17 protein-coding genes and 1 other annotated feature are annotated in these 15864 nt (G+C 31.6%); of the genes, 1 reads left to right on the plus strand and 16 read right to left on the minus strand.

What is annotated here, in order from left to right:
- Positions 1-13: 13 nt before the first annotated feature.
- From rplJ to OCV55_RS13140, 5 genes are all read right to left on the minus strand, one after another.
- Complete coding sequence (gene rplJ / locus OCV55_RS13120; RefSeq protein WP_147580838.1) at positions 14-556, minus strand: 50S ribosomal protein L10; 543 nt, start codon at positions 554-556, stop codon at positions 14-16.
- A 40-nt stretch (positions 557-596) separates the two neighbouring features.
- Positions 597-714, minus strand: a sequence feature (ribosomal protein L10 leader region).
- A 9-nt stretch (positions 715-723) separates the two neighbouring features.
- A complete protein-coding gene (rplA, locus tag OCV55_RS13125; RefSeq protein ID WP_022002411.1) occupies positions 724-1410 on the minus strand; it encodes a 50S ribosomal protein L1 in 687 nt (228 codons plus the stop codon).
- Positions 1411-1458: 48 nt separating this feature from the next.
- A complete protein-coding gene (gene rplK, locus OCV55_RS13130; protein ID WP_022002410.1) occupies positions 1459-1881 on the minus strand; it encodes a 50S ribosomal protein L11 in 423 nt (140 codons plus the stop codon).
- Positions 1882-2097: 216 nt separating this feature from the next.
- Entirely contained in the window at positions 2098-2841 is a 744-nt protein-coding gene (tpiA, locus tag OCV55_RS13135) for a triose-phosphate isomerase (RefSeq protein WP_032089405.1), read from the minus strand.
- 20 nt (positions 2842-2861) lie between these two features.
- On the minus strand, positions 2862-4046 hold the full coding sequence (locus tag OCV55_RS13140; RefSeq protein ID WP_022002408.1) for a phosphoglycerate kinase: 1185 nt from the start codon (positions 4044-4046) through the stop codon (positions 2862-2864).
- 84 nt (positions 4047-4130) lie between these two features.
- On the opposite strand from OCV55_RS13140, the gene OCV55_RS13145 reads away from it, so the two are divergent.
- Positions 4131-4430: a rhodanese-like domain-containing protein gene (locus OCV55_RS13145; protein WP_032089406.1), complete on the plus strand. Its 300-nt coding sequence runs from the start codon at positions 4131-4133 to the stop codon at positions 4428-4430.
- A 24-nt stretch (positions 4431-4454) separates the two neighbouring features.
- On the opposite strand, the gene OCV55_RS13150 is transcribed toward OCV55_RS13145, so the two are convergent.
- The 11 genes from OCV55_RS13150 to leuC form a co-directional block, all read right to left on the minus strand.
- Entirely contained in the window at positions 4455-5312 is an 858-nt protein-coding gene (locus tag OCV55_RS13150; RefSeq protein WP_119362726.1) for a YitT family protein, read from the minus strand.
- Between the two features lie 122 nt (positions 5313-5434).
- A complete protein-coding gene (locus OCV55_RS13155; RefSeq protein WP_147580839.1) occupies positions 5435-6529 on the minus strand; it encodes a MerR family transcriptional regulator in 1095 nt (364 codons plus the stop codon).
- A 21-nt stretch (positions 6530-6550) separates the two neighbouring features.
- Positions 6551-6859, minus strand: coding sequence for a hypothetical protein (locus tag OCV55_RS13160; RefSeq protein ID WP_147580840.1), 309 nt, complete (start codon positions 6857-6859; stop codon positions 6551-6553).
- Positions 6860-6973: 114 nt separating this feature from the next.
- Positions 6974-7603 carry a MerR family transcriptional regulator gene (locus OCV55_RS13165; protein ID WP_147580841.1) on the minus strand — a complete coding sequence of 210 codons (630 nt, stop codon included), beginning with the start codon at positions 7601-7603 and terminating at the stop codon, positions 6974-6976.
- Between the two features lie 18 nt (positions 7604-7621).
- Entirely contained in the window at positions 7622-8542 is a 921-nt protein-coding gene (locus OCV55_RS13170; protein ID WP_147580842.1) for a TraB/GumN family protein, read from the minus strand.
- Positions 8543-8585: 43 nt separating this feature from the next.
- The gene (locus tag OCV55_RS13175) at positions 8586-9332 is read right to left on the minus strand and encodes a hypothetical protein (protein WP_147580843.1); all 747 of its coding nucleotides are present in this window, start codon (positions 9330-9332) and stop codon (positions 8586-8588) included.
- A 122-nt stretch (positions 9333-9454) separates the two neighbouring features.
- Entirely contained in the window at positions 9455-11134 is a 1680-nt protein-coding gene (ilvB, locus tag OCV55_RS13180) for a biosynthetic-type acetolactate synthase large subunit (RefSeq protein WP_147580844.1), read from the minus strand.
- Positions 11135-11150: 16 nt separating this feature from the next.
- Positions 11151-12830: a dihydroxy-acid dehydratase gene (gene ilvD / locus OCV55_RS13185; protein WP_032089411.1), complete on the minus strand. Its 1680-nt coding sequence runs from the start codon at positions 12828-12830 to the stop codon at positions 11151-11153.
- A gap of 12 nt (positions 12831-12842) precedes the next feature.
- On the minus strand, positions 12843-13925 hold the full coding sequence (gene leuB, locus OCV55_RS13190) for a 3-isopropylmalate dehydrogenase (RefSeq protein ID WP_147580845.1): 1083 nt from the start codon (positions 13923-13925) through the stop codon (positions 12843-12845).
- Between the two features lie 10 nt (positions 13926-13935).
- The gene (gene leuD, locus OCV55_RS13195; RefSeq protein WP_032089413.1) at positions 13936-14412 is read right to left on the minus strand and encodes a 3-isopropylmalate dehydratase small subunit; all 477 of its coding nucleotides are present in this window, start codon (positions 14410-14412) and stop codon (positions 13936-13938) included.
- A complete protein-coding gene (leuC, locus tag OCV55_RS13200; RefSeq protein ID WP_032089414.1) occupies positions 14412-15686 on the minus strand; it encodes a 3-isopropylmalate dehydratase large subunit in 1275 nt (424 codons plus the stop codon). The genes leuD and leuC overlap by 1 nt, the downstream gene beginning before the upstream one ends.
- Between the last annotated feature and the right edge of the window lie 178 nt (positions 15687-15864).

Genomic DNA, 15864 nt, shown 5'->3' on the forward strand with positions numbered 1-15864 from the left:
TCATTAATTCTGCTTATTCAGCAGCTTCTTCTACTTTTTCTTCAGCAGGTGCTTCTCCACCATTTTCTTCTCTTGCATCTGCTACAGCTTTTACAACTCTAGCGAATTTGCTAACTGGTGCTTGTAACATACCAAGTAACATTGAGTACATTCCTTCACGTCCAGGTAATTTAGCAATTTCATTAATTTCTTCTACTTCTAATACTTTTCCTTCAACAATTCCAGCTTTGATTACTAAAGCTTCATGATCTTTAGCAAAGTTAGCTAAAACTCTTGCAGGTGCAACGGCATCACTATGACCGAATGCAATAGCGTTTGGACCTACTAATTTATCATTGATTTCAGCATATCCAGCGCTTTCAGTAGCTCTTTGAACTAATTTGTTTTTGTAAACTTTGAATTCAACATCTTCTTCACGTAATGCTTTACGTAATTCAGTGACTTCTGCTACTGATAATCCACGATATTCTACTACTACAGCAGATTGTGAATCATTAAATTTACCAGTGATTTCTTCAACAACGACTTTTTTCGCATTGATTGCTTCTACTGACATTGCTACACCTCCTATAAATTTTTATATATGCAACAATATACGCGCTATATTTAAAACTCCCATACGTAGATAGGAGTTCAAGTTCTTCATAAACTCAACACCTCGGTAACAAATTAAGGTTTCCCAGTTACTGTCTACGGTATATTGATTGCGACATTTTTTACAAACTATTTAGTAGTTTGAACTTTGATTGCAGGTCCCATAGTTGATGAAACTGCAATATTTTTAATATAAGTACCTTTAGCTGATGTTGGTTTTAATCTTACGATTAAATCATAAATTGTGTTGAAGTTTTCAACTAATTTAGCATCATCAAATGATACTCTACCGATTGGTAAATGAACATTACCTTCTTTATCAGTACGGTAAGTTACTTTACCAGCTTTTGTTTCTTGAACTGCTTTAGCAACATCCATAGTTACTGTTCCAGTTTTTGGGTTAGGCATTAAACCTTTAGGTCCTAAGATACGACCTAATTTACCTAATTCAGCCATCATGTTAGGAGTAGCGATCATAACTTCGAAATCTAACCATCCTTTTTTGATGTCTTCTAAAATTTCTTTACCAGCAACGATATCTGCACCAGCATCTTTAGCTTCTTGAGCTTTTTCTCCTTCAGCTACAACTAAAACTTTTTTAGTTTTACCAGTTCCGTGTGGTAATACAACAGCTCCACGTAATTGTTGATCTGCTTGTCTAACATCTAATCCTAAATTGAAAGCAACATCGACACTTGCATCGAATTTTACATTACTTGTTTTTTTAACTAATTCAATAGCTTCTTCAGCTGAATAAAGTTTTCCATTTTCAATTAATGCAGCTGCTTCTGTATATCTTTTACTTTTCTTTGCCATTTAATTTCCTCCTTAGTGGTTATAACGGATTATCCTTCCACGTGATGCTTACGCATCGATTCCTTCAACTTTAACACCCATGTTTTTAGCTGTACCAGCAACGATTTTCATTGCAGCATCTAAATCATAAGCATTTAAGTCAGGCATTTTGTATTCAGCGATTTCTTTTAATTTGTCAGCTGATAATGTTCCTACAGTAGTTGTTCCTGCATTACTAGAACCTTTTTGTACTCCTAAAGCTTTTTTAATCATTTCTGAAGCTGGAGCAGTTTTTAATACAAAGCTGAAATCTTTGTCTTCATATACTGTTAAGACAACTGGTACTGTTTCTCCCATACGATCTTTAGTTTGATCATTGAAAGCAGTACAGAATTTAGGCATTTGGATACCTGCACCTGCTAATGCTGGACCAGGTTTAGCTTGCCCTGCTTTGAATTGAATTTTCATAACTCTAACAACTTTCTTACTCACGCGACATTTCCTCCTTGTAAAAATTTGTCCGTGTTGTGGTCAAATGGGTGTTACCCTTCCACACAACAATGAATGCGCAATTAACCTATTGCGTCGACAACTAATTTACCATTATCTCTTGATAAATGCAATACTTTTTTATATTTTTTTGCATTTTATCAAATAAATTTAAAAAAAAGAAAAACTCTAGGAATTTTCCTAGAGTTTAAACAACAATTAGTCTAAAGCAGCGATCATTGCTTTGTATGAATCTTCAACTAATGAAGCTCCACCAACTAAAGCACCATCAATATCAGGTTGTTCTAATAATGCTTTTAAACCTTCAGGTTTAACAGATCCACCATATTGAATTCTTACTTGATCAGCAACTTCTTGTCCGTATAATTCAGCAACTACTGAACGGATATATCCACAAACATCTTGAGCGATTTCGTTTGTAGCAGTTTTTCCAGTTCCGATAGCCCATACTGGTTCGTAAGCGATAACGCTTCTAGCAGCACATTTAGGACAAACATCTTTGTAAGCAGCAACTACTTGAGTTTTAACAACATCTTTAGTAGTTCCAGCTTCATATTGTTCTAATGTTTCACCAACACATACGATTGGAGTCATATCATTTTTAAGAACTTGAAGCATTTTAGCGTTAACTGTTTCATCAGTTTCCCCAAAATATTGTCTTCTTTCAGAGTGACCTAAGATAACCCATTCAACTCCGATTTCTTTTAACATTTCAACAGATACTTCACCAGTATAAGCTCCGCTATCTTTGAAATGTACGTTTTCAGCAGCTACGATTAAGTTTTTAGCTCCTGCTTTTGCAGTTTGTAAAGCTAAGTATGGAGTAGCAATTCCCCAGTCAGCTTTATCAGTTACTTCTGGATCAACAGCTTCTACAAATGCTTTTGTAGCAGCGATTGTTTTATTCATTTTCCAGTTTCCTACGATAATTGGTTTTCTCATGATTACAAATACCTTCCTTATTATTTATCATCAATTGCAGCGATACCTGGAAGAACTTTACCTTCCATATATTCTAATGAAGCTCCACCACCAGTTGAGATGTGAGAAACTTTATCAGCATATCCAAGTTGCATTACTGCAGCAGCGCTATCTCCACCACCAATGATAGTGTTAGCACCTTCTAAACCAGCTAAAGCTTCACATACAGCGATTGTTCCTTTAGCGAATGGTTCCATTTCGAATACACCCATAGGTCCATTCCATACAACTGTTTTAGCACCAGCTAAAGCAGCTTTGATGTTTTCTACAGATTTAGGTCCGATGTCTAATCCCATGTATCCATCAGGTACATCTTCACCACAAACTTTAATATCACCTTCTGCAGCAAATGCAGTATTGATTACAGAATCAACTGGTAAGATTAATTTATCTCCAGCTTTAGCTAAGATATCTTTAGCTACGTCAATTCTATCATCTTCAACTAAAGAGTTACCGATTGAATGACCTTGAGCTTTAGCGAAAGTATAGCACATACCTCCACCAACGATAACTTTGTCAGCAATTTTTAATAAGTTTTCGATAACTAAGATTTTATCAGAAACTTTAGCTCCACCTAAGATAGCAACCATTGGTCTTTCTGGATTACTTACAGCTTTTCCAATGTAGTTGATTTCTTTTTCTACTAAGAAACCAGCTGCTGATGGTAAATGAGCAGGGATTCCAGCTGTAGAAGCATGAGCTCTATGAACTGAACCGAATGCATCTTCAACAAATACATCACCTAATGAAGCCCAGTATTTTCCTAATTCAGGATCATTTTTACTTTCTCCAGCTTCATAACGAGTGTTTTGAACTAAGATAACTTGTCCATTTTCAGCGTTTTTAACAGCTTCTTCTAATTCAGCACCACGAGTGCAATCTACGAATTTTACATCTCTACCTAATAATTCAGCTAATCTAGGAGCAACAACAGCTAAATTGTTTTTAGCTTTGTCTTCTTCAGTTTTCACTTTACCTAAGTGAGAGAATAAAACGATAGCTTTTGGAGATTGTTCTAATAAATATTTGATTGTTGGTAATGCAGCAACAATACGATTATCATTAGTGATTTCTCCTGTTTCTTTACTTCTTGGTACGTTGAAGTCAACACGAACTAAAACAGTTTTTCCAGCGACTTCAATATCTCTAATTGTTTTCTTATCCATTTTTATAATTCCTCCATGGCTGAATTATATCATCTATAATCATTGTTTTCAATTAATTTCATATTATATTATGAGGTGAAAAATATGAAAAATACGAATGTAATCCCTATCCAAAAAATCCCATCTATGTTAGAGAATGATTATCAATTTGTCGATTTAAGAGATCCCTATGAGTATAAGAAAATTCATCTAACAAAATTCACAAATATTCCCTATGAAAAGTTCAATCTCAATCAGTATCATTTTTCTAAAAAAGAACCACTTATTCTTATCTGTTATAGCGGAGCTAAATCAAAAAAACTAGCAGATGATTTATGTCAACAAGGTTATGATGCTTACAGTATTGAAGGTGGATTCTATTCTATTTTGCATCAAAAGACATAAAAAAAATTAACGGGTGTATACTCGTTAATCCAATGGTTTATTATAAAAACGTCCTATAAAGTTTTCAACTTTAGTTACAGAAACAATAATCTTTGGATCAGTTTCCTTTAAAGCTTCTAAAACATCTCCGACTTCATAACTTGAAACAATTGCTGTTAAATAGCTTACAGGATGATGTGAATATCCTCCATAACCATCTAAAGCAGTGATCCCATGATGAAATTTTTCTAAATAAGTATCCACCACTTCGTCTTTTTTTACAGTATAGATGTGTAACATAACACGTTTATATCGTGTATGGAAAGTAGAAATTGTTTTTGTTGAGATAAATTGGAACAAAATAGAATACCCTGCTTTATCAAATCCAAAAATAACTCCAAAAACACATAAAATCATAGCATTAAAGGCAAAAACTTGCATCCAGATTTCTCGTCCATTTTTATTAGCAAAATACAAAGCAATAAAATCTGTACCACCTGAAGAAGCACCCGCTTTTAAAGCAAGTACAATACTCATTCCCCAAATATATCCACCAAATACAACATTTAAAACTTGTTCATCAAATAATGGATAATTTGGAATAATTTGTAATAAAAATGATGTTAAAAAGACTTGTAATAATGAAAAGAATACAAATCGTTTTGATATTTTCTTGGCACAAATAAGCGCAACAGGTACATTTAAAACAACTAAAGTGAATGCTGTTGGAATTGATTTTCCAAATAAATCAGCAATCATATCTACAAGTAAGGCAATACCCATAAACCCACCTGACAATAAGTGCGCTGGTCTTACAAATGTTTTAGTTGTAGCAGCCATAATCAATGAAGAACAAAATACACAGGCAAAGCTAATTAAATCTCTTTTTTTTATCTTTTTCATGATCTTTCTCCCTAAATTCCACTACATTGTACTCTTTTAGAAACAATTTACAACAGGCGATTATAAAAAAACAAAGTTAATTTATTAACAAAGAAAAAGGATTAAATTCACATCTAATCCTCTTACCTATTCTTCCCATTTTTATGATAAATATTTTCAAAAAAATCATACAATTTTAATTCATCTTGTTCAAAGAAGTCAATTACTTCATCACTTGCTTGAATATCAATATTCTTATTTCTTAATATTTGATAAGCCATTTTAGGATTTTCCTCAACTGATTTTCCCATATCAATGATAAATTCAAATCCATCTTGAAAGATAAAACTAAATTGCATCACATAAAATGTATATAATCCCTGATGTCCTCCACCACCTTTTGTAAAATAAAGTTCTATTTTTACTCTTCTTAAATCCTGCCAACTATATTCCTTATTTTCATTATTTTCTTTTTTAGTTATCAAGCTTTTTAAAATAGATTTTCTACTTTGATAGTGATAACTACAAATTGAAATCTTATTATCTGTTAATTCAACATATTCTAATTTAGTTTCACAAATAACAAATATAATCAAAAGAATAATAAATGAAATACACATAGAAAAAATAATGAGTTTCCCTGATGCTTTATAAAAAGGTATTTGAAAATGTTGTACTGAACTTCGTGTTTGTTCGTTCACATAAGAAATCATATTAGGAAATGCTAAACCAATTAAAATTCCAAAAATTCCAGATATAAATAAAGATAAAACACTAATACCTAACAGACTTCTTGGTATCGACTTATAACCAATAACTACTGTTTGATCTTTCTTAAAATAATCAAATACTTTCTTTAAATCTCTTTTCTTAACTTTTTTATCTCCTATTTGATTGTCTTCAATTACTTGATCTAATAAGGGAATATTCTTTTCCTTTAAATCTTTACACATATTTTTTATATATTGTAATGATTCTATTTCAGTATTTACTTTTTCAATATGGTTATCTAAGACATCTTGAAATGTGACTTTATTATCTAAGATATCTTTAATATCTTCTATTGGTACATTGATATCTCTTAAAAACATGATTCGCTCTATTTTGTGAATATCTTCTTCACTATAGTTTCGATAACCATTTTCATCACGATATGGTTGAATCAATCCCATCTTTTCATAATATCTTAGTGTATAAGAACTGATTTTTAATTTTTCTTGAACCTCTTTTATTTGCATAATTTTCACCTACTTTTTTAACTATCTGTTTTTACCATTTTTATGATAGATATTTTCAAAGAAATCATAAACACTTAATTCCTTTTGTTCAAAACAATCTAATATTTCATCACTAGTCACAATTTCTATATTTTTATTTCTTAATATTTGATAAGCAGCTTTAGGATTATTCCATTCTAAAAAACTTTTGCTTGAAGAATTTTTAAAATGAAATATATAGTTCGGTAAATAATAATACATCGTTTTACTTGTTCCCATTCCTATTCCACCATATTGAATCACTAATTTAATTTCTACATATTCTAAATCTTCCCAATTATAATTCTCCATAATAGTTGTCAAATCTCTTTTTAAAACTAAATAGCTTAATTTTAAATGTGATACTTTCTTAGCATCCAAAATAGAAATCTTATTATCTGTAAGTTCTATATAATTTTGACGTGATCACATATAAGAAATACTTACCATTGAAAGTAATATAACTAAAATCATTAATATTAAATAAATGAAAATATGATTCATAACAGTTTCCATTTCTAAAATATGCACCATTTGTAGATACTTAGTAACAGCAAATGCTAGAACTGGAGCAGTAATCAATGCACAAATAAATGTTCTAAAATACATATTCAAATCAAATTTAGTTCCAATAATCACCGTTTGATCTTTTTTAAAATAGCCAAATACTTTCTTTAAATCTCTTTTTTTGACTTTTTTATCTCCTATTTGATTGTCTTCAATTACTTGATCTAATAAAGGAATATTCTTTTCTTTTAAATCTTCACACATGTTTTTTATATATTGTAATGATTCTATTTCAGTATTTACCTTTTGAATATGACTTTCTAAGACATCTTGAAATGTAACCTTATTATTTAAGATATCTTTAATATCTTCTATAGGTACATTGATATCTCTTAAAAACATAATTCTCTCTATTTTGTGAATATCTTCTTCACTGTAATTTCGATAACCATTTTCATCACGATAAGGTTGAATGAGTCCCATCTTTTCATAATATCTTAGTGTATAAGAACTGATTTTTAGTTTTTCTTGAACCTCTTTTATTTGCATAATTTTCACCTACCTTCATTATTTCATACATTCAACTAAATAGCCATCATCCTTTAATAATTGGATAATTCCTTTTTTACCATAGAGATGTTTACATCCTACACCTATAAAATCATGTTTATTATTATGAATACTATCGGCTAAAGTATCTTTCATAAAAATATTTCTATTATATGCAAGTATATTCCAATACTTTTCATACTTTTCTTTATCACTATCATTTAATTGTTCTAACTGATTTAACAATAAATTTTGTTCATCTTCATAATATTGTGTATTACCACTATAATAAGCATCTAAATCTTCTTTAGCACTTTTTATTACCATTTCTTTATTTGCTAAACTGTCTAATATCGTCTCTGAGTAATCCCCTGATAATTCAGTTATTAGCTTCATTTGAAATTCAATGCCTTCAACTTCTTTAAAATTCTTTTTCTTTTGAGCATACTCATAAATATAATTATCAATTGCACTAAATTTACTTATATTTGCCTTATTCAATACTTCAGGATCACTATTTATAAGTGAGTTTATTACAAATACATTATAGAGTGCATAGCCAGGTTTTCCTTTCAAACTTTTGTATTGTTTCATTAGATTTTCATATTTATCTTCTAGACCTAAATCACGAATTGAATTGTACGTATTGTATTTAGTGATTTCTTCTGTTTCTTTTGACGATGGTTTCATATCACATTCTAAATAAATTGAATCACTTTCATCTAATGCCTTTTCTGTTACCTTATCCAAACTTTTAATAGGATACCTTCCTGGATGACATGTTCCAAACAAATATGAATATTTACCTTTTTGATCAGATACTTTGTAAAGAAACATACTTGTATCGATGATTCTTGTGTTTTCTTCTTTCTTTTGAGTCGTACACCCACCTGCCATCAATAAAACAATGATCATGACTAATTTCACACTCTTTTTCATTTTATTTCCCTTCTTTCTAATCAAAACATACACGTTAGAGTTACTATAAGGTCAATAAGTACTCTTTATTTTTTAAATATTCTTTTAAAATAATTTTTTCATTTTTAGTAAAACCTAAAATATCTATCGCCACATCAAAAGAAACATTTAGATTTTTCATAATATTATAAATAGCTCTGACATTATTTTGTCTTGTAACTTCTCTTGTCACTTTTCTGACTGTCTTTTCTTTAATATCCATTTCTATAGCTTGACTTAAATTACACATTATCTCTAATTCCTTATCTATTTCTTTATTATTTATGTATTTTTTTATTGATCTTTCTTTATACTTTGCACCCATTCGATAACTTAAGATGATGTGCATTAAAGTAAGAATTTCATTATGTTGTTTACATTCATTATTTGATCGATATCGATTTGAAATATAAATCCTGGATTTATAAATGTTTAGTTGGGAATTTATATTCATTAAAACAGTTCCATCATCATATTCTAAAGATCGGGTTATAAAATATAAATGATATACTTTATGTTTCTTTCTTTTATTTACATGTGCGTCTTCTTTATAGTCTAAATTTAAATAGATATTGATTTGAATACATTCCTTTAAATTAAAATAACATCGTACATCTTGTTTATTATTTTTATCTCTTTTCTTTGAGTAAATATATTCTTCTAATGAAGACATTTTAATACCATAAATATGTTTACTTATTTCTTCAATTGTCATTTTCTTTACTTCTTCTACATATTCTTGAATAATTCTTTGACAACAATAATCATACATACGTTTTTTATTTTAAATCCCATTCATATTTTTATCCTCCACAATATATATTCGTCATGTTGTCTCCTTTTTTCTTCAAAAAACAAAAAAAGACCAAATATTTCTATTTGATCTTTCATAAATTATTTATTTTTTAAATCAGATTCATCAAATGCTTTAGAAATAGCACCGCCTGGAGCAACCATTGGGAAAACTTTATCATCTTTACCAATCATTACTTCAATTAAAACAGGTCCATTTGTATCTAAAGCTTCTTTAATAGCTGGAGCAACTTCTTCTTTAGTAGAAACACGAATTGCTTTACATCCTAATCCTTCAGCAACTTTACAGAAATCAACTTTATCATCTAAAATCGTATTACTATAACGTTTACCATAGAATAATGTTTGCCATTGTCTTACCATTCCTAATACCTTATTGTTGATAACAACTTGAATAATAGGCACATTGTAACGACTTGCTGTAGCAAGTTCATTCATATTCATTCTGAAGCATCCATCACCAGCAATATTGAATACCGGGAAATCAGGATTTCCATATTTAGCACCAATTGCAGCACCTAAACCAAATCCCATTGTTCCAGCTCCACCTGAAGTAATTAATTGACGTGGACGTCGATAATGATAATATTGAGCAGCCCACATTTGATGTTGCCCAACATCTGTACAAATAATCGCATTACTATCTGTTAAATAATCAATTTGTTCAAGGACATAAGGTCCTGTAAGAGTAGAATCATCATAGTTAAGTGGATAACGATCTTTTAAATCACGAATTTGTTTTAACCATTGTGGATGATTTTGTCTTTCTAACTTATTATTTAATTCATTTAAAATACATTTAGCATCACCAATAATACCTAAATCAACTTGAATATTTTTATTGATTTCAGCGGCATCTACATCAATGTGAATAATTTTAGCATTAGAAGCAAATGTTTGAGTATTACCAGTAACACGATCAGAGAAACGTGCACCAACTGTAATCAATAAATCACATTGGCTTACCCCAAAGTTACTTGCTTTTGTTCCATGCATTCCAAGCATTCCTGTATAACGAGGTCTTGTATTATCAAAAGCCCCTTTACCCATTAATGTTTCACAAACAGGTGCATCAATTTTTTCTGCAAATTCTTTTAATTCTTGACTTGCACCAGATGAAATAACACCACCACCAGCAAAGATAAATGGTTTTTCACTTTCTTTGATTATTTCAATTGCTTGATCTAAATCTTCAACAGTATATGTTTCAGTTTTAGGTTCAATAGCTTTTGGTTGAAGTGGTTCAAATTCCATCTTTTCTGCAGTAACGTTTTTAGTAACGTCTACTAAGACAGGTCCTGGTCTACCTTCTTTTGCAATATAGAATGCTTTACGAATTGTAGGCACTAAATCTTTAATATCTTTAACGATAAAATTATGTTTTGTAATTGGCATTGTCACACCAGTAATATCAATTTCTTGGAAACTGTCACGCCCTAAGATTTCAACACCAACATTTGCAGTAATAGCAACAAGTGGTGTTGAATCCATATAAGCCGTCGCAATTCCAGTAACAAGGTTTGTTGCCCCTGGTCCTGAAGTAGCCATACAAACACCAACTTTTCCTGTTGCTCTTGCATAACCATCAGCGGCATGAGAAGCACCTTGTTCATGAGAGGTCAAAACATGATTGATTTTATCTTGATAACGATAAAGTGCATCATAGACGTTAAGAATAGTTCCTCCCGGATAACCAAACACTGTATCGACACCTTGTTCAATTAAACATTCACATATAATTTCTGAACCAGTTAACATCATTTTGTTTTTCCTCCTTTTATTTTTTTTCTTCTGGTGCTTGTAATACAGCACCTTTATCTGCAGATGTTACTAAAGAAGCATATCTTACTAAGTAACCTTTTTTAATACGAGGTTCTCTTGGTTGCCATTTAGCTTTTCTTGCAGACATTTCTTCATCACTAACACGTACATTCATTGAATGATTTGTAATATCAATATCAATAATATCTCCTTCTTCAATGAAAGCAATTGGTCCACCTAAAGCAGCTTCAGGTGCTACGTGTCCAATTGAAGCTCCACGAGTAGCTCCAGAGAAACGACCATCTGTAATTAAAGCAACATCTTTATCTAAGCCCATACCAGCGATTTCTGAAGTTGGTGATAACATTTCACGCATTCCAGGTCCACCTTTAGGTCCTTCATAACGAATAACAACAACATCACCTTTAACAATTTTTCCTTCACGGATAGCAACAATGGCATCATCTTCACAATCAAAGACACGAGCAGGTCCGGTATGTACCATCATTTCTTTAGCAACTGCTGATTGTTTAACAACGGCACCATTTGGACAAATATTTCCTTTTAAAACAGCGATACCACCATAAGGTGAATATGGATTTTCCACTGGACGAATGATTTCAGGATCTAAGTTAACACATCCTTCAATATTTTCAGCTACTGTTTTCCCAGTAACAGTTAATAGATCAGTTGATAATAAACCTAATTTATTAATTTCATTCATAACTGCATAAATTCCACCAGCTTCATTTAAATCTTCCATAAATGTATCACCAGCTGGAGCTAAGTGACATAAGTTAGGTGTTTTCTTAGAAATTTCATTCGCAATTTCAAGATTTAAAGTAACTCCTGCTTCATGAGCAATAGCTGGTAAATGAAGCATTGAGTTTGTTGAACATCCTAGTGCCATATCCATTGTTAGAGCATTGATAAATGCTTTTTCAGTCATAATATCACGAGGACGAATATCTTTTTTAATAAGTTCTACGATTTGCATACCTGCATGTTTTGCAAGTCTAATTCTTTCTGAATAAACTGCTGGAATTGTTCCGTTTCCACGAAGAGCCATTCCTAAAACTTCAGTTAAACAGTTCATTGAGTTTGCTGTATACATACCTGAACATGAACCACAAGTTGGACATGCTTTTTGTTCAAATTCATGAAGTTTATCTTCTGTCATATTCCCTGCATTGAATTGTCCTACAGCTTCAAATAATGAAGATAAACATGTTCTTTTACCATCCATTTTACGACCAGCTAACATTGGTCCACCAGAAACAAAGATTGTTGGAACATTGACTCTGGCAGCAGCCATTAATAATCCTGGTACGTTTTTATCACAGTTAGGAATCATAACTAAACCATCAAATTGATGTGCTTCAGCCATGGCTTCTGTACTATCAGCAATTAATTCACGTGTAACAAGTGAATATTTCATACCTGTATGGTTCATGGCAATACCATCACATACAGCGATTGCTGGAATTTCTACGGGTACTCCACCAGCAAGATAGATTCCTTTTTTTACAGCTTCACAAATTTTATCTAAGTTCATATGTCCTGGAACAATTTCATTGAAAGAATTGACAACCCCAATTAATGGTCTTTCTAATTCTTCATCTGTATACCCAGCGGCATTAAATAATGATCGATGAGGAGCTCTTTCAGTTCCTTTTTTTACAAAATCACTTTTCATCCCTATATCCTCCTATAAATGACTTACAATAAGGTCTCCCATTTCACGAGTACCTACTAATGTTTTACCTTCAGACATGATATCTGTTGTACGATATCCTTCTTTTAATACTTTTTCAATAGCATCTTCCACATCTTTTGCTTCTTGATCTAAATCAAAAGAATAACGAAGCATCATTGCTGCTGATAAAATAGTTGCAATTGGATTAGCAATATTTTGTCCAGCAATATCTGGTGCACTACCATGACTTGGTTCATACATACCAAAACTATCTTCTCTTAAAGAAGCACTTGATAACATTCCAATTGAACCAGTAACCATACTTGCTTCATCTGATAAAATATCACCAAACATATTTTCAGTTAAAATAACATCAAATTGTTTTGGATCTCTTACAAGTTGCATTGCACAGTTATCTACTAACATATGTTCTAAAGTAACTTCAGGATATTCTTTAGCAACTTCTTCAACAACTTTACGCCATAAACGAGAAGTATCTAAAACATTTGCTTTATCCACACTTGTTACTTTTTTATTTCTTTTCATTGCAATATCAAATCCACGTTTAGCAATACGACGAATTTCACTTTCACTATAACTCATTGAATCACGAGCAACCATTTGATCTCCTTCTTTTTCAGTAGAACGTTCACCGAAATAAAGACCACCAGTTAATTCACGCATGATCATCATATCAAATCCACCTGCAGTTAATTCTTCTTTAAGTGGACAAGCCCCTTTTAATTCATCATATAAATAAGCAGGACGTAAATTTGCGAATAACCCTAATTCTTTTCTAATTTTTAATAAACCTGCTTCTGGTCTTAATGATGGTTCTAATTTATACCATGGTGAAGTTGTCGTATTTCCACCAATAGCCCCTAATAAAACACTATCACTTTTTTTAGCAATTTTTAAAGCTTCATCACTTAACGGCACACCATAAGCATCGATTGAACAACCACCCATTAAGATTTCTGTATAATTAAATTTATGATTGTATTTTTTAGCAACAGCATCTAAAACTTTCATCGCTTCTGTAACGATTTCAGGCCCGATTCCATCACCTTTAATAATCGCTATATTCTTTTCCATTTTTTATCCCCTATTTTTTAGAATTTACATAATTTACTAAACCATCAGCATCAATCATTTTTTGTAAGAATTCTGGGAATGGTTGACTTTGGTAAGTTTCATTTTTTGTTTTATTTGTGATTACACCTGTTGAAAAATCAACTTCTACTTCGTCACCTTTTTCAATTTTATCAGCTGCTTCTTCACATTCCATAATTGGAAAACCAATATTAATTGAATTACGATAGAAAATACGCGCAAAGCTTTTTGCGATAACACATTTAACCCCAGCAGTTTTTAAACAAAGAGGTGCATGTTCTCTTGAAGAACCACAACCAAAGTTTTGACCTGCTACAATGATATCTCCTTTTTCTACAGTTGAAGCAAAAGTAGGATCAATATCCACCATAGCATGACTTGCAAGTTCTTTTGCATCAAATGAATTTAAATAACGTGCAGGAATAATTACATCTGTATCTACATTATCTTTATATTTATAAATTTTCATTATTCTTTACCTACCTTTTCAGGATTTGCGATATATCCAGCAATCGCACTTGCTGCAGCAACTTGTGGAGAAGCTAAATAAATAAGTGCTTCTGTATCTCCCATACGACCTACGAAGTTACGGTTTGTTGTTGAAACACATTTTTCACCTTTAGCCATAACACCCATATGACCACCCATACATGGTCCACAACTTGGTGTATTGAATGCACATCCAGCTTCTACAAAGATTTCAGCTAAACCTTTTTGAATACATTGTAAGAAGATTTTTTGTGTTGCTGGTACGACCATCACACGTACATTGTCTGCAACTTTTTTACCTTTTAAAATTGCAGCTGCTTTTTCTAAATCAGATAAACGTCCATTTGTACATGATCCAATAACGACTTGATCAATATAGATTTTATCCATTTCTTCAATTTCATCAATTGTATGTCCATTTCCTGGTAAATGAGGAAATGCAACAGTTGGTCTTACTTCACTTAAATTGATTTCTACCACTTGTTCATATTCAGCATCTTCATCTGCTTCAAAGACTTCATAAGGCTTTTTAGAATGTTTTTCAATATAAGCAATTGTTTGATCATCAACAGGGAAAATACCATTTTTAGCTCCTGCTTCAATGGCCATATTACAAATTGTAAAACGATCATCCATTGTTAAATATTGAATACCGTCTCCAACAAATTCCATTGATTTATATAAAGCCCCATCAACACCAATTTTATCAATAATATGTAAAATAACATCTTTCCCACTAACATATTCACTTGGTTTACCAGTAATCACAAATTTAATAGCACTTGGTACTTTAAACCATAATTCACCAGTTGCCATTCCAGTAGCGATATCTGTTGTTCCTACACCTGTAGAAAAAGCTCCTAATGCCCCATAAGTACATGTATGACTGTCTGCCCCAATAATACATTCCCCAGCCACAACGATTCCTTTTTCTGGTAAGATAGCATGTTCTACACCACATTTACCTTGTTCCATACGATGTGTTAAACATTGTTTGTTTGTAAAATCCAAAATTGCTTTTGAATTTTCTGCAGATTTAATATCTTTATTTGGTGTAAAGTGATCTGGCACTAAAACCACTTTATCTTTATCAAAGACTTTATCTGCCATTTTATCAAAAATTGGTAATGCCATAGGCCCTGTAATATCATTTGCCATTACAACATCCAATTTTGCTTCAATTAATTGTCCCGCTTCAACATGATCTAATCCCGCATGTTTTGCTAAGATCTTTTGTGTCATTGTCATTGCCATTTTTTAAATTCCCCCTTCATTTTTAACCTTAGTAGGTTGTCATTAGAAAGTCATGACTTTCCAATGACAACACACTAAAGTGTGTTGATTAGTTATTGATTAATTTATCTTCATCAGACCAAGAATATAATTTTCTGATTTCTTTTCCGACTTTTTCTGATTCATGTTCTGCAGCTAA

The sequence above is a fragment of the [Clostridium] ammoniilyticum genome (genome assembly GCF_025566905.1).
In the GTDB taxonomy this organism is placed as follows: Bacteria; Bacillota_I; Bacilli_A; order Erysipelotrichales; family Coprobacillaceae; genus Faecalibacillus; species Faecalibacillus intestinalis.